The sequence below is a fragment of the Sphingosinicella rhizophila genome (assembly GCF_032378825.1).
Classification (GTDB): Bacteria; Pseudomonadota; Alphaproteobacteria; order Sphingomonadales; family Sphingomonadaceae; genus Allosphingosinicella; species Allosphingosinicella rhizophila.
Map to the genome: position 1 here is coordinate 485,114 of NZ_JAVUPU010000002.1, position 20,017 is coordinate 505,130.

General features: G+C 64.1%; 20 protein-coding genes. 13 read left to right on the plus strand and 7 right to left on the minus strand.

The genetic code is table 11. The annotated features are described in order from the left end of the window. Window positions 1–218: 218 nt before the first annotated feature. Window positions 219–1,310, plus strand: a complete 1,092-nt coding sequence (locus RQX22_RS05380; RefSeq protein ID WP_315724358.1) for an alpha/beta fold hydrolase — start codon at window positions 219–221, stop codon at window positions 1,308–1,310. A gap of 105 nt (window positions 1,311–1,415) precedes the next feature. Here the strand turns inward: RQX22_RS05380 and RQX22_RS05385 are convergent, their stop codons facing one another. After that, window positions 1,416–2,990, minus strand: coding sequence for an amidase (locus RQX22_RS05385; RefSeq protein WP_315724615.1), 1,575 nt, complete (start codon window positions 2,988–2,990; stop codon window positions 1,416–1,418). Window positions 2,991–3,219: 229 nt separating this feature from the next. Between RQX22_RS05385 and RQX22_RS05390 the strand changes: the two genes are divergently transcribed. The 3 genes from RQX22_RS05390 to asd all read left to right on the plus strand — a co-directional run bounded on the left by RQX22_RS05390 (window position 3,220) and on the right by asd (window position 8,084). Beyond that, on the plus strand, window positions 3,220–5,007 hold the full coding sequence (locus tag RQX22_RS05390; RefSeq protein ID WP_315724360.1) for a CocE/NonD family hydrolase: 1,788 nt from the start codon (window positions 3,220–3,222) through the stop codon (window positions 5,005–5,007). A 74-nt stretch (window positions 5,008–5,081) separates the two neighbouring features. Next, a complete protein-coding gene (locus tag RQX22_RS05395; protein WP_315724362.1) occupies window positions 5,082–7,043 on the plus strand; it encodes a protein-L-isoaspartate(D-aspartate) O-methyltransferase in 1,962 nt (653 codons plus the stop codon). Window positions 7,044–7,232: 189 nt separating this feature from the next. Further along, the gene (gene asd / locus RQX22_RS05400) at window positions 7,233–8,084 is read left to right on the plus strand and encodes an archaetidylserine decarboxylase (RefSeq protein WP_315724363.1); all 852 of its coding nucleotides are present in this window, start codon (window positions 7,233–7,235) and stop codon (window positions 8,082–8,084) included. A gap of 49 nt (window positions 8,085–8,133) precedes the next feature. On the opposite strand, the gene RQX22_RS05405 is transcribed toward asd, so the two are convergent. Next, on the minus strand, window positions 8,134–8,823 hold the full coding sequence (locus RQX22_RS05405; protein ID WP_315724364.1) for a Fe2+-dependent dioxygenase: 690 nt from the start codon (window positions 8,821–8,823) through the stop codon (window positions 8,134–8,136). Window positions 8,824–8,833: 10 nt separating this feature from the next. Beyond that, entirely contained in the window at window positions 8,834–11,026 is a 2,193-nt protein-coding gene (locus RQX22_RS05410; RefSeq protein ID WP_315724366.1) for a TonB-dependent receptor, read from the minus strand. A gap of 100 nt (window positions 11,027–11,126) precedes the next feature. On the opposite strand from RQX22_RS05410, the gene RQX22_RS05415 reads away from it, so the two are divergent. The 9 genes from RQX22_RS05415 (at window position 11,127) to grxD (ending at window position 16,701) form a co-directional block, all read left to right on the plus strand. Next, window positions 11,127–12,260 (plus strand): PepSY-associated TM helix domain-containing protein, encoded by a 1,134-nt coding sequence (locus RQX22_RS05415; RefSeq protein ID WP_315724368.1) that lies wholly within the window; start codon window positions 11,127–11,129, stop codon window positions 12,258–12,260. 136 nt (window positions 12,261–12,396) lie between these two features. Further along, window positions 12,397–12,636, plus strand: coding sequence for a hypothetical protein (locus RQX22_RS05420; protein WP_315724370.1), 240 nt, complete (start codon window positions 12,397–12,399; stop codon window positions 12,634–12,636). A 165-nt stretch (window positions 12,637–12,801) separates the two neighbouring features. Beyond that, window positions 12,802–13,101, plus strand: a complete 300-nt coding sequence (locus RQX22_RS05425) for an SCP2 sterol-binding domain-containing protein (RefSeq protein WP_315724372.1) — start codon at window positions 12,802–12,804, stop codon at window positions 13,099–13,101. Window positions 13,102–13,285: 184 nt separating this feature from the next. Beyond that, window positions 13,286–13,993 carry a CoA transferase subunit A gene (locus RQX22_RS05430; protein WP_315724616.1) on the plus strand — a complete coding sequence of 236 codons (708 nt, stop codon included), beginning with the start codon at window positions 13,286–13,288 and terminating at the stop codon, window positions 13,991–13,993. Beyond that, window positions 13,993–14,634, plus strand: coding sequence for a 3-oxoacid CoA-transferase subunit B (locus tag RQX22_RS05435; RefSeq protein WP_315724618.1), 642 nt, complete (start codon window positions 13,993–13,995; stop codon window positions 14,632–14,634). The genes RQX22_RS05430 and RQX22_RS05435 overlap by 1 nt, the downstream gene beginning before the upstream one ends. Window positions 14,635–14,736: 102 nt before the next feature. After that, window positions 14,737–15,735 carry an NADPH:quinone oxidoreductase family protein gene (locus RQX22_RS05440; protein WP_315724374.1) on the plus strand — a complete coding sequence of 333 codons (999 nt, stop codon included), beginning with the start codon at window positions 14,737–14,739 and terminating at the stop codon, window positions 15,733–15,735. Window positions 15,736–15,798: 63 nt separating this feature from the next. Then, window positions 15,799–16,125, plus strand: a complete 327-nt coding sequence (locus tag RQX22_RS05445; RefSeq protein ID WP_315724376.1) for a DUF1476 domain-containing protein — start codon at window positions 15,799–15,801, stop codon at window positions 16,123–16,125. A 4-nt stretch (window positions 16,126–16,129) separates the two neighbouring features. Further along, entirely contained in the window at window positions 16,130–16,378 is a 249-nt protein-coding gene (locus tag RQX22_RS05450; protein WP_315724378.1) for a BolA family protein, read from the plus strand. Further along, a complete protein-coding gene (gene grxD, locus RQX22_RS05455) occupies window positions 16,375–16,701 on the plus strand; it encodes a Grx4 family monothiol glutaredoxin (protein ID WP_315724380.1) in 327 nt (108 codons plus the stop codon). Before RQX22_RS05450 ends, grxD begins: the two co-directional genes overlap by 4 nt. A 461-nt stretch (window positions 16,702–17,162) precedes the next feature. Here the strand turns inward: grxD and RQX22_RS05460 are convergent, their stop codons facing one another. The 4 genes from RQX22_RS05460 to RQX22_RS05475 all read right to left on the minus strand — a co-directional run bounded on the left by RQX22_RS05460 (window position 17,163) and on the right by RQX22_RS05475 (window position 19,966). Beyond that, window positions 17,163–17,426 carry a hypothetical protein gene (locus RQX22_RS05460; protein ID WP_315724381.1) on the minus strand — a complete coding sequence of 88 codons (264 nt, stop codon included), beginning with the start codon at window positions 17,424–17,426 and terminating at the stop codon, window positions 17,163–17,165. Window positions 17,427–17,505: 79 nt separating this feature from the next. After that, window positions 17,506–18,456: a Gfo/Idh/MocA family protein gene (locus RQX22_RS05465; RefSeq protein WP_315724382.1), complete on the minus strand. Its 951-nt coding sequence runs from the start codon at window positions 18,454–18,456 to the stop codon at window positions 17,506–17,508. Continuing rightward, window positions 18,453–19,082 (minus strand): 2-dehydro-3-deoxy-6-phosphogalactonate aldolase, encoded by a 630-nt coding sequence (locus tag RQX22_RS05470; RefSeq protein WP_315724384.1) that lies wholly within the window; start codon window positions 19,080–19,082, stop codon window positions 18,453–18,455. The genes RQX22_RS05465 and RQX22_RS05470 overlap by 4 nt, the downstream gene beginning before the upstream one ends. Next, window positions 19,079–19,966 carry a 2-dehydro-3-deoxygalactonokinase gene (locus RQX22_RS05475; protein ID WP_315724386.1) on the minus strand — a complete coding sequence of 296 codons (888 nt, stop codon included), beginning with the start codon at window positions 19,964–19,966 and terminating at the stop codon, window positions 19,079–19,081. The genes RQX22_RS05470 and RQX22_RS05475 overlap by 4 nt, the downstream gene beginning before the upstream one ends. Window positions 19,967–20,017: the final 51 nt, after the last annotated feature.

The window sequence follows — 20,017 nt, forward strand, 5'->3', positions numbered from 1 at the left end:
AAAGCCGATTCATTCTGCGCGGAGGCGTCCGGCTCGAAAAGGCCGGGCGCCTCTTTAATTCGGGGACACTATACTAATTTCCGGCAGCGGGCATGCTGCAATTCACGCGGTCTACCTGCCCGGCCCTGAGGCCTCCCTCGGCTCTCGCGTGTTGCGAGGTGACTTAGTTTAGCATAACACCTCCCTCAGCGGTCCTGCCGCTCTGAAGAGGATGAAACATGCGCCTTTCGATATGCCTAGCCCTTGCCTTGCTGTTGCCGGCCCTGTGCATTGCCGCGCCGTCGTCGGCCTCCGCTCAGGAGGCCCGGCAGGTCATGGAGCGCGTAGGGACGCTCACGGCCAAGGATGCGATCGACGAAAAGGGGCTCGTGACCATCGGCGGGATCGAACAATGGGTGTCGGTGCGGGGGCGCCATCGGTCCAATCCCATCCTCCTGGTCCTGCACGGCGGGCCCGGCTTCACCCTTTCGCCTGTCAGCTATTGGTACATGCGCGACTGGGAAGAATATTTCACTGTGGTCCAATGGGATCAGCGCGGCGCCGGCAAGACCTATGCCGCCAACGATCCCGCTTCAGTGCGGCCGACCATGAGTGTCAAGCGCATGGTCGACGATGCCGAGGAACTCATCCTCCATCTCCGGCGCACCTATGGCAAGGACCGCGTCGTGCTGCTGGCCCATTCCTTCGGCACGATCCTCGGCGTGGAACTGGCCCAGCGCCGCCACGATCTGCTCTACGCCTATGTCGGCACCGGCCAGTTCATCGATTCTCGGCGCAGCGAGCGCATGGGCTTCGAGGCGACACTCGCCGCCGCCCGGGCGGCGGGCGATGCTGAGGCGGTCGCGGAACTCACCGCGATTGCCCCCTTTCCCGATCCGGTCAATCCCGCGCGCAACCTGCAGAATCTCGGCAAGGAGCGGAAATGGCTGGCGAAATATGGCGGCTATTACCGGGCCGGCGGGGTCGGCCACAATGGCGAGATCGCCAGCCTCAGCCCCGATTTCACGGCCGATGAGTTGAAGACCCGCGATGAGGCGCAATGGTTCAGCCTGCAGGCGATGTGGGGCGAGCTCGGCACCGTGTCGTTTTCCGAACGAACGACCTTCCGCACACCCGTCATCATCCTGCAGGGCCGCCACGATCTCGGCACCTCCTCCACCCTGGTGGCTGAATGGTTCCCCCGCGTGAAGGCGCCGGTGAAGAAACTGGTCTGGTTCGAGGATTCGGCGCACATGGTCCATGAAGAGGAACCGGGAAAGCTGCTGGTGACGCTGGTCGAGCAGGTCCTGCCCCTGACCCGGCGCAAGTGAAGCCGGGTCCAAGTCGCGTCCCGGATCGATGCGCTCGGACGTTTTGACGACCCGCGCGAACATGCAAGGCGACGCACTTCCTGCCCGGATCGAACGTGCAGGCTCCTATCGTGCCCCCTCCAGCCCGGCGCCGACATCAGCAGTCGGCAGATAACGGGGCGGAGTCCGCGCGCGGCTCGCCTGCTCATAGGCATGGCCTGCTTTCAGCACGGCCTCGTCGCCGAAGGCGGTCGCAATGAACGACAGGCCGACGGGAAGGCCCTTCACCAGGCCCATCGGCACGGTCAAATGGGGATAGCCGGCGATCGCCGGCAAAACGCTCCCGCCCAGGCCGTTGAACGTGTCGCGATAGATCGGGTCCGCCAGCCAGGCGACGTCATAGCTCGGCTGTATGAGGATGGTCGCATTCGCCTGCTTCAGCATCGCATCGATGCCTTCGCTCCCTGCGAGTCGCAGCGATTTCGCCCGCGCGTCGCGATATCCGGCATCGTCGAGGCCGCTGGTCTTCGCCGCCTCGACGAAGATCTCCTGCCCGATGAAGGCCATTTCTTCCGGGGTGGCCGCGTTGAATGCTATGACCTGCTCCAACGTCCGTGCCGTCACCGCGGCCGGCGTCGTCGCGAGATAGGAGCCGAGCCCTGCCTTGAGCTCGGTTCGAAGCACGGTCGTCAGGGCCTCGAACAGGCCGTCGGCCTTGGGCTGGTCGACGTCGACCAGAATCGCGCCCGCCGCGCGCAGCGCCGTCAGAGCCCGGTCATATTCTTCCCTGATGGCGGGGGGCATTTCGGGGCGGACCACCCCCATTCGCACGCCCTTCAGCGCATCCGCCGACAGCCCCGCGGCGAAATCCTTCTTGTGCTTTGCCGCGTCCCGCGTCGTCGGGTCCGCCGGATCTTCGGCAACCATGGCGGAAAACAGGATCGCCACGTCGCGGACGCTGCGTGCCATCGGCCCGACCATGTCCTGGCTATGGCTGATCGGTACGACATGGGTGCGGCTCACCATCCCCAAGGTCGGCTTCAATCCGACGATCCCGTTCATCGACGCGGGGCAGATGATAGATCCGGCCGTGTCCGATCCGAGTGCCGCCGCCGCGAAGCTCGCCGCCACCGCGGCCCCCGATCCGCTCGATGAACCGCAGGCGCTGCGGTCGAGCGCATGGGGATTGCGCACCAGTCCGCCGACGGCGCTCCACCCGCTGATCGAGGGCGCGGCGCGGATGTTCGCCCATTCGCTGAGGTTGGCCTTGCCGAGGATCACTGCGCCGGCCCTGCGCAATTCGGCGACGACCGGCGCGTCGCGCCCCGTGCGATTGTTCTTGAGCGCGAGACTGCCGGCCGTCGTCGGAAGCTCCCGCGTCTCGATATTGTCCTTGATCAGGATCGGCACACCGTCGAGCGGCCCGCGCGTCCTGCCCGTCTTGCGCCGGGCATCGCTCGCTTGCGCCTGATCCAGCGCGTTGGGCGCCACGGCGATCACTGCGCGTAGCGTCGGCCCGTTGCGGTCCATCGCCGCGATGCGATCCAGATAGGCGCGGGTGATCGCTTCGCTCGTCGTGCCGCTGGCCATCGCGGCCTGGAGCTGATCGATCGACTGTTCCTCGACCTTCGGTGCCGCCTGGGCGGCCAGGGCCGCCGCCGCGGCGGCGCTCAAAAGCAAGGAATAGCAAAAAGCGCGCATCAAAGTCTCCCGATTGTCAGCACTTACGCTGTACCCCCAATGTGACACGAGCCGCGCGAGGTTGATAGCGGCCAGCATGTTTTAGGCGTCCGCTGCAATCGAAGGCGGCGAAGTCAGGCTCAGAACAGCTCATCCTCCGCGCCAGCAATACTGGTTTGCCGCCCGTGGCAGACAGTCAACATAATTGGGGTGTGACACGCAGCTATCTGGACAGGGGGCAGCGAAGAAGATGAACCGAAGAGAATGCCTTCTATCCGCGGCGTCGGCGCTGACCTTGGCCTCCGTTCCGGGCGCCCGGCCCGCGCTGGCGAAATCCGGCGATGAAGCGGCCGGACCCAAATTCGCGCCGCAGGTGAAGCATTATGTGAAAATCCCGATGCGTGACGGTACGGAGCTCAGCGGCTCGCTCTATCTGCCGCGGGGGTTGAAGACGCCCCGTCCGGCCATATTCGCTTTCGGCCCTTATTCCGCCGATCATTATCATCCGGAGGGCGTCTCGCTTTCCTCCTACGGCTATCCCTTCCTCTCGGTCGACATGCGAGGGCGCGGCGATTCCGGGGGCGAATTCTCGCCCTTCGTCACTGAAAGCAAGGACGCCGCCGACATAGTCGATTGGATCATCGAGCAGCCCTTCTGCAACGGCAAGGTCGGCTCCTTGGGCCTGTCTTATTACGGTTATACTCAATGGGGCGCCGTGCGCGGCGATGCCAGGCTGGCGACGATCGTCCCGTCCGCTCCATGCTTCGTCGGTTTCGACTTCCCTCTCCGCTACAACATCTTCTTCAACTTCGCGTCGACCTTCCTGACTCGCGTGTCGGGCAACACCTCCCGCCTGATCGCCTATAATGACGGCCAATTCTGGCAGACCGAGTTTCTCCGCTTCCTCGAATCCGGTCAGCCCTTCCGCAAGATGGCGGAATTTTTCGGACTCCCGGCCAAGCCTTATGAGGATTGGATGGAGCATCCGATGCAGGATGAATATTGGGACCGGGCCAATCCTACGCCCGAGCAATTCGCCAACCTCACAATTCCGGTCCTGTCAATGTGCGGCGTCTATGACGGCGATCAGCCCGGCACGCTCGAATTCCATCGTCAGCATCTCAAATATGCCGGCGCGAAGGCGAACCATTATCTGGTGATCGGTCCCTGGGGCCATATCGAAGTGCGTAAGCCGAGGGCCGAATATTTCGGGATCAAGGTTGGGCCGGACAGCGTCATCGACATGCCGAAGCTCCACCGCGACTGGTATGCCTTTGCGATGGAGGGCGGTGAGCGGCCGGCCTTCCTCAAGAAGAAGGTCGCCTATTACGTCATGGTCGCCGACAAATGGCGCTATGCCGACACGATCGAGGGCGTCACCGCGCGCCACGAAAAGCTGCACCTCGGCTCCTCCGGCAATGCCGACAGCGTCTACAATTCGGGAAAGCTCGGCGCTGCGCCCGCAGGCAAGCCAGATCATTATGTCTACGATCCGCGCGACCTCAGCATGCCGAAGCTGGAAACGACGCTCAGCCAGTCGCATCTGCTCGATCAGACGATGGTCCTCGCCAAACGGCGCGACCAGTTCGTCTATCACAGCGAACCGTTCGAGCAGGACGTCGAGGTCAGCGGCTTCTTCAAGCTCAACGCCTGGATCGCGATCGACCAGCCGGATACCGATTTCATCGCCCAGATCTACGAAATCGCCCCCGATGGTTCGAGCATGTTCCTGACCGAGCAGCATATGCGCGCCCGCCACCGGGAGGGCCTGCGCACCGAAAAGCTGATCGAGACGGCCAAGCCGCTCCGCTACGATTTCGAGAATTTCTTCTTCGTATCGCGGCTCGTCCGGAAGGATCACCGCCTGCGCCTGGTCTTCCGCGCCAATCACGGCCTCGCCTGGCAGAAGAATTACAATAGCGGCAAGCCGGTCGCGGACGAAACCATGGCCGACGCGCGCACCGTGACGGTCCGGCTCTATCACGATGCCGCCCATCCGAGCACGCTCAGCATCCCCATCGGCCAGCCGGACGCCTGACGTCCCGGCGCCGCCGGCTTGCTTGTGCCGGAACGCCTCCGCCCGCGGCTGGTTTACCCCTGAAGGAGGCGATCATGGCCGACTTCGCAGCCGAGCGCGAGAAGATGGTGACGCGGCAGATCGTCGCGCGCGGCATTCTGGACCCGCAGATTCTCGAGGCTTTCCGCGCGGTCCCGCGCGAAGAGTTCGTATCCGGGGACGTGCGCGAATTCGCCTATGAGGATTCGCCGCTACCGATCGAATCCGATCAGACCATTTCGCAGCCTTATATCGTCGCCCTGATGATCGAGGCGGCCGGTATTTCGGCCGGCGACCGGGTGCTGGAGATCGGCGCGGGCTCGGGCTACGCCGCCGCCGTCATGGGCCAGATCGCCGGGAAGGTGGTGGCCATCGAGCGTCATGCCGATCTCGCCAGGCTGGCGCACGAACGGATGGAACGGCTCGGCTACGGCAATGTCTCGATCCGCCAGGGCGACGGCACCGGCGGCCTGCCGGAGGAGGGTCCCTACGATGCGATCATCGCGTCGGCCAGCGGGTCGCACGTGCCGGACCTCCTTCTGCGGCAGCTCGCCATCGACGGAGTCCTGGTCATGCCGATCGGCGAACCGCAGAGCGTCCAGAAACTGGTAAAATTGAGGCGCATCGGCCCCGAAGATTATGAGCAGGAGGACCTGGGGCCGGTCCGCTTCGTGCCGCTGATCGGTGCGCACGGCTGGGACGGGCATGATCGAGGATCGCCAACCCTTCCCGATCTTCTTCGCTCGGCCGCCGAGCCGTTGCCCGAGATCGACGATCCCGCATTCGGCGAAATGTTCGATCGCTTCGCCGATGCTCGCCTCGTCCTGCTCGGCGAAGCAAGCCACGGCACGTCCGAATTCTACCGCGCCCGCGCCGCCATCTCGAAACGCCTGATCGATCGGCACGGATTCCAGATTGTCGCGGTCGAGGCGGATTGGCCGGATGCCGCAACCATCGACCGCTATGTCCGTCATCGCCCGCGGCGGGAAGGGGAGGAGGCGGCCTTCCGGCGGTTTCCGACCTGGATGTGGCGCAACACCGATGTCGACGCCTTCATCCGTTGGCTGAAGCGCCGCAACGAAGGATGCGATCCGGCCGCCATGACCGGCTTTTACGGGCTCGACCTTTACAATCTAAGCGGGTCGATGCGAGCGGTGATCGACTATCTTGAGGATGTCGATCCCGAGGCGGCCAAGATCGCCCGGGAACGATATGGCTGCCTCGCCCCCTGGGGCCGCGACCCGCAGGCTTATGGCAGGATGGCGATCACCCAGGGCTATGCCCGGTGCGAGCGGCCGGTCGTCGAGATGCTGACCGAATTGCTTCGCAAAAGAATGGAATATGTCGCGGCAGATGGCGACGCCTGGCTCGATGCCGCCGGCAATGCCCGCCTGGTCAAGAATGCGGAGCGCTACTACCGCATCATGTATCATGGCGCCGCCGAAAGCTGGAATCTGCGCGATACCCACATGTTCGAGGCGCTGTGCCAGTTGCTGGACGCCAAGGGCCCGGCTGCCAAGGCGATCGTCTGGGCACATAACAGCCATGTCGGCAATGCCGCCTTTACCGAAATGGGTCGGGTGCGCGAGGAGCTCAATGTCGGGCAGCTCTGCAAGGAAAGGTTCGGCGACCAGGCCAGGCTGATCGGCTTCGGCACCCATGACGGGACCGTCGCCGCCGCCACGGATTGGGATGGACCGATGGAGGTGAAGCAGGTCACTCCGTCGCTTGACGGCAGCTACGAGCGCCTGTGCCATGAAACTGGTTTCGAACGCTTCCTCCTCGATCTTCGCGAAGGGAACAATGACGAGGCGCGGCGGGCATTGCTGGAAGCCCGCCTCGAGCGGTTCATCGGCGTCATCTACCGCCCCAACGCCGAACGCTGGAGCCACTATGCCGAAGCCACTCTCCCCCGCCAGTTCGACGCCTGGGTGTGGTTCGACCGCACCCGGGCCGTCACCCCGCTGCCCGGCCCCCAGATCGCCGGCGAAGACGAAACCTACCCGTTCGGCCTTTAGAAGATCCTCCTTCAGGCGAGGGATCGGAGTGGAGCCGGTCTCGGAACGCCCCCAAATCCACGACGTAAAAAGAGACGCCAACGAAGTCTCCCGTTCAATCCGAGCCGAAGAGAGTCTACCTGCCCAGCACCAAGCCCTTGGGGCCTTTTTTTGGAACAGCCTCGCTGTCCATGATACCGGACCCATATTATGCCCGATCGCCTGAACGTCCTCCTTCAATACCTGCTGCCGAAACGGCGTCTGACGATGTTCGCTGGCCGCGTCGCCGGGGCGCGGGGTGGGGCGCTGACGACCCGCCTGATCCGATGGTTCGTCGGCAAATATGGCGTCGATATGAACGAGGCCGAAAATGCCGATATCGGTAGCTATGGCAGCTTCAACGACTTCTTCACACGGCCGCTCAAGGCCGGTGCCCGCCCGCTGGCATCCGCCGATTTCGTCTGTCCGGTCGATGGCGCGATCAGCCGCTTCGGCCGTATCGACGATCACCACATCCTCCAGGCCAAGGGCCATCGCTTCACCACCATGGGGCTGGTCGGCGGCGACGATTCGCTCGCGGCGCTGTTCCGCCACGGCAGCTTCGCCAACCTCTATCTTTCACCCAGGGATTATCATCGCCTGCACATGCCTTGCGACGGCAGGCTAACCCGCATGATCTACGTGCCGGGCGCCTTGTTCTCGGTAAATCCGGTCACCGCCCGCGGCGTGCCGAACCTGTTCGCCCGCAACGAGCGCGTGGTGTGCGTATTTGCATCGCCGGAGCATGGGCCGTTCGTGATGGTCCTGGTCGGGGCTACCATCGTCGGCAGCATGGCGACCGTCTGGCACGGCGTCGTCAATCCCAAGCGCACCGGCAAGGTGTCGGAATGGAGCTATGACGATCGGGAAATCTTGTTGAAACAGGGCGAGGAAATGGGCCGCTTCCTCCTCGGATCGACCATCGTGATGCTGTTCGGAAAGGACAGGATCGCCTTCAACCGGGACTGGGCCCCGGAACGGCCGGTGCGCCTTGGCGAATTCATGGGCAATCGCCCCGCCTGAGCCCGAAATCCTCCCCCAGCACGGACACTCGTCGCTTGGGGCTCAGTTCTCAGCTGCTGGCCCACTGGCGCACCAGATTATGGTAGCAGCCGGTCAGCGAAACCACTTCCGCGCGATCGTCGCCCAGTTGCTGCGCCAGGCTGCGGATCGCGGCGTCCATGTCGAGCAGGATCGTGCGCTGGGCGTCGTCGCGGACTCGGGATTCGATCCAGAAGAAGGAGCAGATCCGGCTGCCGCGCGTGACCGGCTCGACCCGGTGCAGTGAAGTGCTCGGGTAGAGAATGAGGTCGCCGGCGGCGAGCTTGACTTCGTGCGCCCCGTAACTGTCCTCGATCACCAGTTCGCCGCCGTCATAATCTTCGGGCGCCGAGAGGAACAAGGTCGCGGAAAGGTCGGTGCGGATCGAGCCCGAACCATCGGGCAGGTACCGGATCGCGTTGTCGACATGGTTGCCGAATGCGTGGCGCACGCCGCCGTCGTAACGGTTGAACAGGGGCGGGAAGATGGCCCTGGGCAAGGCGGCCGAAAGGAACAGGCCGTCCTCCTGCAGGGCCTGCAGGACGATGGCCCGCGCTTTCTCGCCTTGCGCGCAATCGGCGGCGATCTGCCGGTTGCGCTTGGCGAGCGCCGATTGCTTTCCCGCGGTTTCCCTACCATCCTCCCACCGGCCCTCGTCGATCAGGCTCCGCACTTCGGCAACCTGACCGGACGAAAGAAGTGATGGGATCGCAAGAAGCACGGATGCCAGCCTAGAGCGTGAAAGCCACCGTGGCTATGGCGCTGCGGCCGGCGCCGGGCACGAAGTGACCGCCGCCCACCTGATCGATGTAACGCTTGTCGAACAGGTTGAAGACGTTGAGCCGGGCCGTCAGGCGAGGGCTGAATTCGTAGGCAATTGTGGCATCGGCAAGCCAGTAATCGCCGATGCGGCGGGTATTGGCCTCGTTGGTGAACCGCTCGCCCACATAGCGTACGCCGCCGCCGAACTCGAGGCCGGAGGGGAGCTTGTAGACCGACCATAAGGTGCCGCTATGGTCGGGCACGTTGCGCAGATTATTGCCCACTTCCGCAGGGTCGTTCGACTCGACAATCTTGGCGTCGATGTGGCTGTAACTGGCGATGAGCGACCAATGGCGGGTCAGCTTGCCCGTCGCGCCAAGTTCGAACCCGTCGACACGTTGCCGTCCGGCAAGCACGATCGCCGGCTCGCCGGGCAGGCCGTCGGTCCGCGCATTGACCTTGTCGGTGCGGAAAATCGCGGCATTGAGCAGCAGGCGCCCGCCGAATCCGTCCCACTTGGCCCCGACCTCGTAGGTGCGGCTGCGCTCCGGATCCAGCGCGGCAAGATCCGCGCTGACATTGGTCTGGGTCATATTCTCGATCGACGGGTTCACCGAAGTGCCCGCGCCCGCATAGAGGCTGAGTTGCGGCACCGGCTTGTAGGTCAGGCCGGCGCGCCAGGTCACGTTCTTGTCGACGCGCTCGAACGGCGCGGCCGCACCCGCGGGCGCGAACGTGCTTTTATAACGTTCCCAGCGCAGGCCGCCGGTGAGCAGCAACTGGTCGCTGACGTGGATCGTGTCGAACAGATAGGCCGCGATCGTGTCGGCGGTGGCGGTGACCAGGCCGCCCGGCGTGTCGACGATCGTGCCGGTCCACGGCCGCCTGGGGTCGGGATCGAACAGGTCGGTCGGGGTGCCGGCGGTCACGGTGCGCAACTGGTTGCGACTATTCTCGTCCGCTATCTCGAACCCGGCGATCATATCGTGGCGCAAGCCGCCCGTCGCGAATTCGGCGAACAAGTTGCTCTGGTTGAACAATACGTCGTCGACGGTGTCGCGCGACTGGGTCTGCGGGTTGATCAGCGTGGTACCGGTCCCGGCAAAACGCGGCGCGGAATAGATCGAATCGCGCACCGCATAGCCGTAGCGCGTGGTGTTCGAGACGCGGATAGTATCGGTCAGGTCGTGCTCCAGCGCGAAGGTGAGAAGGTGCGTGCGCGTCTTCTCGTAATCGCGCGCGAGCAAGCCGTAATAATTGTCGAAATCGACCGGCGCGGGCTGGTCGGCATATTCGGCCAGAACGGTGTTCGTCGCCGGCACGAAGGGGATGCCATAATCGGGCTGGTTGTTCTGCCGGAGATAGAGGTAGGAGAGGATTGCCCTGGTGGAGGAGCCGAGGCCGACCGCGATCGAAGGCGCAACGCCGATCCGCTCGCTGTCCACGAAATCGCGGCCCGGCGTGTCGGCATTGTGATACATTGCGTTGAGGCGCAGCGCGGTGCCGCCGCCGATACCGAGCTGCTCCTCACCGACATTGATGTCCACGGTGGCGCGGCCGTAGGCAGGGATTCCGCCGGCGGCGGTGCCGGAGACGAAGCTCGCAGGCTGCGGCTGTTTGGAGAACAGGTTTATGTAGCCGCCGGTCGAACCGCGGCCGGTCTGGGCGGAGGCGGGACCCTTCACCACTTCGACTTGCTCGATGTTGAAAACATCCCGGGTGTAGCTGGCGAAGTCGCGGATGCCGTCGACGAAAATGTCGTTGCGCGCGCCGAAACCGCGCAGGGTCAGATTGTCGCCGCCCGGGCCGCCGCCGCCTTCCCCCGCCGCCATCGAGATGCCGGAGACGTTGCGTAACACGTCGCGCAGGCTGGAAGCCGCCTGCTGTTCGATCACCTCCTTGGCGATGATGCTGATCGATTGGGGCGCATCCTGGACGTCGCCCAGCCGGCTATTGAGGGTGTTGATGCGCTCCCGCTCGCCGACCACGACGATCGCGTCTTTATCGCTATCCTCGAGGGTGGTCAGTTCCCCGGCCCGGTCTTCCGCGTGCGCGATCCCTCCGATCAGGAGGGACCCGGCAAGTCCTGCCGCGATCTTCCGGCCGACGGCCGTCTTCCGGTACGCGCTGATGCCCTGACTGAGTCTGAGCCGATCATTCATCGAATTGCCCCCTTGTTACGAATCATTCGCATTATCAAAGTTGCTAATAATCGTTTGCAACAAGCTTGCAACAGCAATAGGTACTGCCAGGGAACACGCCTTGAGCAGGGGCCGAAATTTGCCGAAGTCGACGAAGAAGCAGCTCCGCGCACTCTGGCTGCAGGTTCACAAATGGATCGGCCTCCTCCTTGCTGTCCTGATAATTCCGATCTCGGTCACGGGGTCGGCGCTGGTCTGGCATGATTGGCTCGACGCGAAACTGGACCCGCAGCGCCACGTCATCATCGCACCGGCTGGGCTGGCGCCATCGGCTTATGCCGCCACAGTGGCGGCGCAACTGGCCCCCGATCAGCTTTTGACCAGCCTGCGGTTCAGCCCCGAAGGTGAGCCCGTTCTTGCCGTCGCTCAAAAGGCCGCGCGGGGCCCCGGGCGACCGGAGCGGACCAACTTCTGGCTGGATCCGAGAGATGCGAGGCTGATCGACCGGGCCCCGGCAAATGCGGGTGTGGTCAGGGTGCTGCACGGGCTGCACGGATCGATGATGATTCCCGGCGGATGGGGGCGTCCGATCGTCGGCTGGGTCGGGATCTTCATGCTGGTCTCGTGCCTGACCGGCCTCTGGCTCTGGTGGCCGTTGCGCGGGGGCTTCAGGTCCGGCTTCAGGTGGAAGCGCCGCAACACCGCCAATGCGAACCTGCACTATATGACCGGCTTCTGGATTCTGATCCCGCTCGCCATGCTCTCGTTCACGGGCGCGTGGATCAGCTTTCCGAAGGTGTTCAGTCAATTCGAATCCGGTTCGACACGCATGTCGGGCGGACCTCGCGGCGGCGGCGGGCCATCGCAGCCGATGGCGGAGACGCGGATCTCCGCGGATGCCGCGCTGGCGGCTGCGACGCCGCTGGCCACCGGTCCGCTGCTCAGCATCGGATGGCCCACCGATCGCCAGCCGGAATGGTCGATCCGTTTCGAAAACGCCGGCCCGCCGTCGGAGGTCAAGGTGGCCGACGCCTCCCCCGCCTCTGTGGAACTGGAGCCGATCCGACCAGAGACGCTCGCGCGCAAGATTCGGCGCTGGCACGACGGCACCGACATGGGCCCTGTTTGGCAGATCGTGATCTTCCTGGGCGGGATCATTCCTGCACTGCTCTCCGTCACCGGCATTATCATCTGGTGGCGCGCCCGCGCCTCGCGTCGGCGCGCGCGGCCGACGGCGGTCGCACTCAGTCCTTAGAAATTCAACCGGCCAAGCCTGAAGGAGAGGAGGGCAGTCGCACTCGTGACGGCCATATCGACCGCGCGGAGCGACACTCGCGACTTGCTCTTGCGATCATCAGATGATGATAGGGGTGCGACCATGGGAGAAGCACATGCCTGATGTGGAGTGGGGAGAGCCCGCGACCTTGATCGATCTCGACGGCAAGGCGCCTTTGATCGGCACCATCCGCGACTGCGCGATGCATTTCGCCATCTTCAAGCCATCGGCGAAGGAACAGGCCCGAATCTTGCTGACGAAGCCCGTCCATCGTGAAGGCCGCAAGACGCGAACCTGGATTCTCGATCCGGACGAGATCGAGCGTCTGGCGGTACGGCTGCGCAGCGAAGGCTGATCAAGTTCATATCCAAAGCAGATCGGACCAGGATCGAGCCCTTGCGATCTTCCCTTAGAGGTTCGATCGACTTGGAACATCGAGGAGCTTTCCGATTCCTGCCCCGGGCCCTTGACCTGACGTTCACGTAACCTAGTTGGGTCGCAGACCAGCTGGAGGCGAAGAATGACGAAGAGCGAAATGGCCGCGGCCATCAACGAGAAGAATGCATGGCTCCCCGGCAAGCGCGTGAAGCTCGATTTCGGCTCCGAAGGCATCGTCATGCTCGATGGTGTCGCCAACCAGGCGACCGAGGAGGATGGCCCGGCCGATACGACCATCAAGGTTGCTTGGGCCGATTGGCAGGAAATGAGCGATGGCCGGCTCGACGGCATGACCGCCTTCATGCAGGGCAAGCTGAAGATCGAGGGCGACATGTCGAACGCGATGCAGCTGCAGGGCGTGCTGGCAAAGTTGAAGGGCTGAGAAGCCCTGCCTTCCTTGACCCGGCGCCTTGCGCGCGCTTAACGGCGCATCACGGACCCTGATCGACGCCGGCATGGCCGGGGCGCGATGCGCGGTCTTGGGCATCAAGAGGCCTGGTTCAGGTCGACGGCGGAAGCGCGAAGCATCTCCGTCGTCGATGGCCAGGTTCGCAGCGGAGCAGCACATGCAGAAAATCTACGCCAATGCGGAAGGAGCGCTCGACGGCCTCCTGTTCGACGGGATGGTCATTTGCGCGGGCGGGTTCGGCCTGTGCGGCATTCCCGAACGCCTGATCGACGCGATCCAGGCGAGCGGGGTCAAGGATCTCACCATCGCCTCCAACAATGCCGGCATCGACAATGAGGGGCTCGGCAAGCTGCTGCGCACCAATCAGGTCCGCAAGATGATCTCCTCTTATGTCGGGGAGAATAAGGAGTTCGAGCGGCAATATCTGTCGGGCGAGCTCGAAGTGGAATTCTGCCCGCAGGGCACGCTCGCCGAACGCTGCCGGGCCGGCGGCGCGGGCATTCCGGGCTTCTATACGAAGACCGGCGTCGGGACACTGGTCGCCGAGGGCAAGGAGCATAAGGAGTTCGACGGCGAGACCTATATCCTGGAACGCGGCATCCGTGCCGATCTCAGCATCATCAAGGGCTGGAAGGCCGACGAAAGCGGCAACCTGATGTTCCGCAAGACGGCGCGCAACTTCAATCAGCCTATGGCCACGGCAGGCAAGATCTGCGTCGCCGAGGTGGAGGAAATCGTTCCGGTCGGCAGTCTGGATCCGGACTGCATCCATTTGCCGTCCATCTACGTGAAGCGCCTGGTCCTGGGCGCGCCTTATGACAAGAAGATCGAATTTCGAATGACTCGCCAGAGGGAGGCCGCGTGATGGGCTGGGATCGCAACCAGATGGCGGCCCGCGCGGCCAAGGAGCTTCGCGACGGCTATTATGTGAACCTGGGCATCGGCATCCCGACCCTGGTCGCCAACAACATTCCGGAAGGGATGACGGTCACGCTCCAGTCGGAAAACGGCATGCTCGGCATCGGGCCCTTCCCCTATGACGATGAGGTCGATCCGGACCTGATCAATGCGGGCAAGCAGACGATCAGCCAGCTTCCGTCCTCCAGCTATTTCTCCTCGTCTGACAGCTTCGCGATGATTCGCGGCGGCCATATCGACCTGACCGTCCTGGGGGCGATGGAAGTGGCCGAAAATGGCGACATCGCCAATTGGATGATCCCGGGCAAGATGATCAAGGGCATGGGCGGGGCGATGGACCTGGTCGCCGGCGTCAAGAAGATCATCGTCGTGATGGAGCATGTCTCCAAGAATGGCGATCCGAAATTCATCCCGGAATGCACGCTGCCGCTGACAGGCAAGAACGTCGTCGACATGATTGTAACCGATCTGTGCGTCTTCCAACGCGTCGATCATGACAGCCCGTTCCGCCTGATCGAATTGGCACCCGGCGTCACGGTCGAGGAGGTGGCGTCCAAGACCAGCGCGAAATACGAAGTCGCGCTGTGATAGCGTGCTCCGAAAACCCGCTCGGCATCAGGGCGTCTGCCCGGCCTGTCGCCGCAGCCGGCGGTCGATAGGCTTCGGAGTTCACAGGAAGGGGGCCAGGCCATGAAGGCATTGCTGTCGCGCAACGCGGGCGGACCGGAAACGCTCGTCCTCGCCGATCTTCCCGATCCCGTGCCTGGCCCCAACCAGCTGCTCGTTCGCGTCAAGGCTTGCGGCATAAATTATCCCGACGTCCTGCTGATTCAGGACAAATATCAGTTCAGGCCGGAACGGCCGTTCGCGCCGGGCCTCGAGATTGCCGGGCTGGTCGAAGCGGCGGGCGAGGGCGTGGCGGGCTGGTCGCCTGGCGACCGCGTCATTGCCACGCTCTCGCATGGCGGCCTTGCGGAAAAGGTACTGGTGGATCCGTCCCGCGCCTACCGGCTTCCCGCCGAGCGCAGCTTCGAACAAGGCTCCGCTTTGGTGCTGACCTACGCGACATCGCTGCACGCTTTGGTCGACCGCGGCCGGCTGAAGTCCGGCGACACTCTTCTGGTCCTCGGTGCGGCCGGCGGCGTGGGCCTGGCCGCCGTCGAGCTCGGCAAGGCCTATGGCGCGACCGTCGTCGCCGCCGTTTCCTCCAAAGAAAAGGCGGAGGCGGCGCGGCAGGCCGGCGCCGATTCGACCCTTGTCTATCCGCGTGGCTCGTTCGACAGGGAGCAGTCGAAGGCGCTGGCATCGCTTTTCAAGGACGCGGTCGGGCCGGGCGGCGCGGACATCATCTACGATCCCGTCGGCGGCGACTATGCGGAGCCGGCGCTCCGCTCGATCGCCTGGGAAGGACGCTATCTGGTTGTCGGTTTCCCTGCGGGCATCCCGCTCCTCCCGCTGAACCTGCCCTTGCTCAAGAGCTGCGACATATGCGGGGTGTTCTGGGGCGGCCATGCGGCGCGCGATCCCGAGGCCAATGCGGCGCTCGTCCAGACCCTCTTCGATCTGTGGGAAGACAAGAAGATCGCGCCGAAGATCAGCCGCGTCTGGCCGCTGGCGCAGGCGGGCGAGGCGATCGCGCACATGGCCGAGCGCAAGGCCATCGGCAAGCTGGTGGTGACGATAGACTGAGGCTCGCCGTTGCGCCGGGCGCATTGCCTGCCTATCTGGAGGAAACTTTCACAAAGGACCGCCATGACCAGTTTCGACGACCGTGAACGCGCATTCGAGAACAGATATGCCCGTGATCAGGAGCTCCAGTTCAAGATCGTCGCGCGGCGCAACCGCCTGCTCGGCCATTGGGCGGCCAATCTGATGGGACTGACGGCCGAGGAAGCGGACGCTTATGCCAAGGATGTGGTCCGTGCCGATTTCGAGGAAGCGGGCGACGAGGATGTGATTCGCAAAATCCTTGGCGATCTCACCTCCGCCGGGGTCGATTGCGACGAAACCCGCATCCGCGAAGCGCTCGACCACAAATTCGTTGAAGCCCGCCGCCAGTTCATGGAAAGCGAGAGCTGAGCCGATGGCTATGGCCGCCGAAGAGATCGAATCCCTGATCCGCAGCTTCATTCCCGATGCGCGGGTCGAGATCACCGATCTGGCCGGCGATGGCGATCATTATGCGGCGCGGGTGGTGTCGGAGAGCTTCCGGGGCCTGCCGCGTGTCAAACAGCACCAGCGCGTCTATGAGGCGCTGGGCGGCCGAATGGGCGGAGCGCTCCACGCGCTTCAGCTCACCACCGCCGCCCCCGATCCAGGAGCAAATCCATGAGCGACATCAATGCACGCCTCGACGAGATCGTGAACAGCAACGACGTCACCTTGTTCATGAAGGGCACGGCCTTGTTCCCGCAATGCGGCTTCTCGTCGCGCGCGGTGGCGATCCTCGACCATCTCGGCGTCGCCTTCGAAACGGTTGACGTGCTTCAGGATTCGGAGATCCGCCAAGGCATCAAGGATTATTCCGACTGGCCGACTATCCCGCAGCTTTACGTGAAGGGTGAATTCGTCGGCGGATCGGACATCATGATGGAAATGTTCGAAGCCGGCGAACTCCAGGCGCTGCTCGAAGAAAAGCAGGTGGCGAAGGCCTGACGGAGGAAGCCGGGACTCCTCGGTTCGAATTCTCTCGGTGGTCTTTGAACCGTTACACCGGCAACGGCGCGATTCGCAGGCCGCGCGGTCCCAAAAAATGAGGGGCGGGCGGCGCGACCGGAAGAAGCGCCTGCCCGCCCCATAGGGGGATTTGTGTGGACGCTGATATAGATACACGGGCCGTGCCAAATCGTGGGAATGACGGAAAAGCGTGGGTGTTGATGGTGAAGCGGAATTAACCTTTTCGCTTCGTGTAAAGCGTGCCGACACTTTCACCCTCCAAGGGCAGTGCTTCCAAACCGCGAACCCGTTGCCCGTGGCTCCCGCCGACGCCACGCGCTTTCACCAAAGATGTAGGGCGATCGCGCAATGGGTCCAAATATTTGAATAGAGGCTGATTCACGCCATTGGCGGGAAGCACGTATCACTTTCACCAAACGATCAGGCTCTGGGCGCTCGGATCAGAGGATCGTCCGCTCCCAGGACGCCCGCCGGTCGGCCGAATCGCCAATACGGCGCACGGGACCCGGCCATTCTGCCGGCTTCATCCTGCGCGCGAGATGGCCATGACGGTGGGATTCGAGCTGGTCGGAAAGTGTGCGCAGCATCTCCACGGTTTCCGTCTCGTCGCAGGCGGTCGCATAGAGTCCGAGGCTGTGCAGAAGCTGCGACAGCTCCTCCAATCCATCCATCATGCGCACGGGAAACTTGGCCGACAGATCCATGACGATCCTCCTGCCGCCTTTCTGAGCTCCTCGTGGTTAAGGATCCGATACCGGAAATGGTGAATCTGAGGGGTCGACCCTAAACGTCCTGGACGCGGTCGACGAACGGCTCCACGATGGTCCGCCGGCCGAGCAGGAAGGCTTCGGCCGCCAGCCGCAGCGGCTCGATGTCGACATGTGAGCGGCGCTCGTCGATCAGGTCCACGAAGTGATTGTATATGCTCTGATATTCGCCGGATCCGCTTGCGTCGACCGGATCGCCGTCCAGCGTCAGCTTCGCCCCGCCCTCACTCAGCCGCAGCTCCAGGCCGTCCGCCGTCCGGATGTCGATCCTCCACATCTCGCCGGCCTGGTGGCGCCAGTCGAACGCGACCTCGATGGCTCCACTGGCGATGGGGCTGGCGAGATTGAGCCGGGCGGCGATCGGCGTCTGCCGGTTCTCCGGATAGAGCAGCTCGGCGTCGCGGACGAACAGGGCCCCGGGGACGATATGGCTCGCGATCGAAAGCGCGTTGATACCGGGATCGAAGACTCCGAACCCGCCCGGCTCCCAGATCCATTGCTGGCCTGGATGCCATTTGCGCACGTCTTCGCGCCAGGCAATTTTCATGGCCGCGATCTTCTGTCCCGCAAGCAATCGGGCGGCATCGGCAACGGCAGCAGCATGCTGGGCGTGCCAGGTGGTGAACAGGGTCGCGTCCCTGGCCGCCGCGACCCTCGCCAGCTCCTCGACTTCGCCAAGCGTCGCCGCCGGCGGCTTTTCTAGCAGCACATGCTTTCCGGCAAGCAGGCAGTCGCGGCCTATGTCGTACCGGACGGAAGGCGGAGTGCAGATCGCGACCGCGTCCAGATCGTGCATAGCGGCGAGCATCTCCCGATGCGTCCCGAAGCTGGGAATGCCGGGATGCGGCTCCGGCTTGGAGCTGACGGTCGCGGCCAGCGCGAACCGCGCATTGGCCTGGATCGCCGGCACATGTTGGTCGCGAGCGATCTTGCCATAGCCGATTATGGCGATGCGAAGCGGCTTCACGGCATGAGTGCTTCGACATAGGCCTGCGCCTGAGCGCCGATCTGGTGCGGCGGCTGGCCCGGCCGGTAGAGGCCGGAGCCGAGGCCGAAACCGTCGGCCCCCGCATCGAGCCACGTTCGCATATTGGCGGGGGTTATGCCGCCGACGGCCAGAACCGGCATATCCTTCGGGAGGACCGCACGCTGGGCTTTCAGCACGCTGGGCGAAGCGCCTTCGGCAGGAAAGAGCTTCAGTCCATGAGCGCCTGCGCGCAGCGCCTCGAAGGCTTCGGAAGGCGTGAAATATCCCGGCATCGACACGAGGCCGGCAGCCACCGTCGCCGCGATGACAGGCGCATAGGTGTTAGGCGAAACAATCAAGCGGCCGCCGGCGTCCCGCACCCGATCGACGTCGCCGGGATGCAGGACGGTGCCGGCGCCGACCAGCGCCCTGTCGCCAAGCGCCTTGGCGAGATTGCCGATGCTGGCGAAGGGATCGGGCGAATTGAGCGGCACCTCGATGATCCGGATGCCCGCTCCATGGATGGCTTCGCCGACCGCCGCCGCCTCGTCCGGCGTCACGCCGCGGATGATTGCGATCAGAGGACATTCGCCGAGCCGGCGCGTCAGGGTTTCGATCGCACTCATGATAGCAGCTCCGCTAAACGCCTTGCCCCGGCGAGGAAGGCCTCCTCGCCGTCGATTTCGCGGCCCTCGCGGCCCAGCTCCCGGAGCGCGGCGGCGAACAGACCGGTCAGTTCAGGCCGGCCCATGACCACGATATCGGCATCGCCGGCGAAGCCAAGGCCGATCCGCAGATCGCTGCCGATCAGGAGGCCGCTCGTATAGGATGCCGCCGCGTGCGCCGGCGCCTTGCCGAGCAGCACGCGGGCGCGGACCGAGAACAGGTCGGCGGTGAGATCGCCTTGCTCGAAGCCACGTCGGACGCCGGCCTCGAAGGCGGCGTCGGCGACGGCGGGGGGCTTCAGCAGATCGGCGAGGATGCTGTGCTCCTTGAGCAGATTGAATATCTCGCCCGTCATCACCGTCCGGAAGGTGGCAATCCTGCCATTCTCCAGCCTGATCCATTTGTTGTGGGTGCCGGGATGGCAGATGATGGTCTCCGCCGGCACCAAACCGTCGGCCAAGGCCCCGAGGATCTGCACCTCTTCACCGCGCATGACGTCCGCCGCTTCGCCTTGCGTCCAGGAGATTCCCGGCACGATGCCGATCTGGTCCGGCTCTACCCAGAGTATTGCCGCCGCGAGTTCCTCCAGGCCGGCGGGGGCGGGGACATAGGGCGCTTCCTTCCAGCCGCGGTTGGATCCGATCATACCGGCCATCAGCATCGGGTGATCGCCTAGCCTGTCCGTGATGGCGCCGACGGCGTCGGGAAAGCCGCCTGTGTCCACGGACAAAATGCCTCGATCATCCTCCATTTCGGCCAGGCACCGCCCGTCGCTGCCGATCAGATAAGCGCGTCGATTGGTCGTTCCCCAATCGACCGCGATGAAGCCGTCACTCCAGTGCATGGCACTCCCTTCGCCTCAGGGCTCCAACGTTCTGGCGGCCATCGGGTCCCA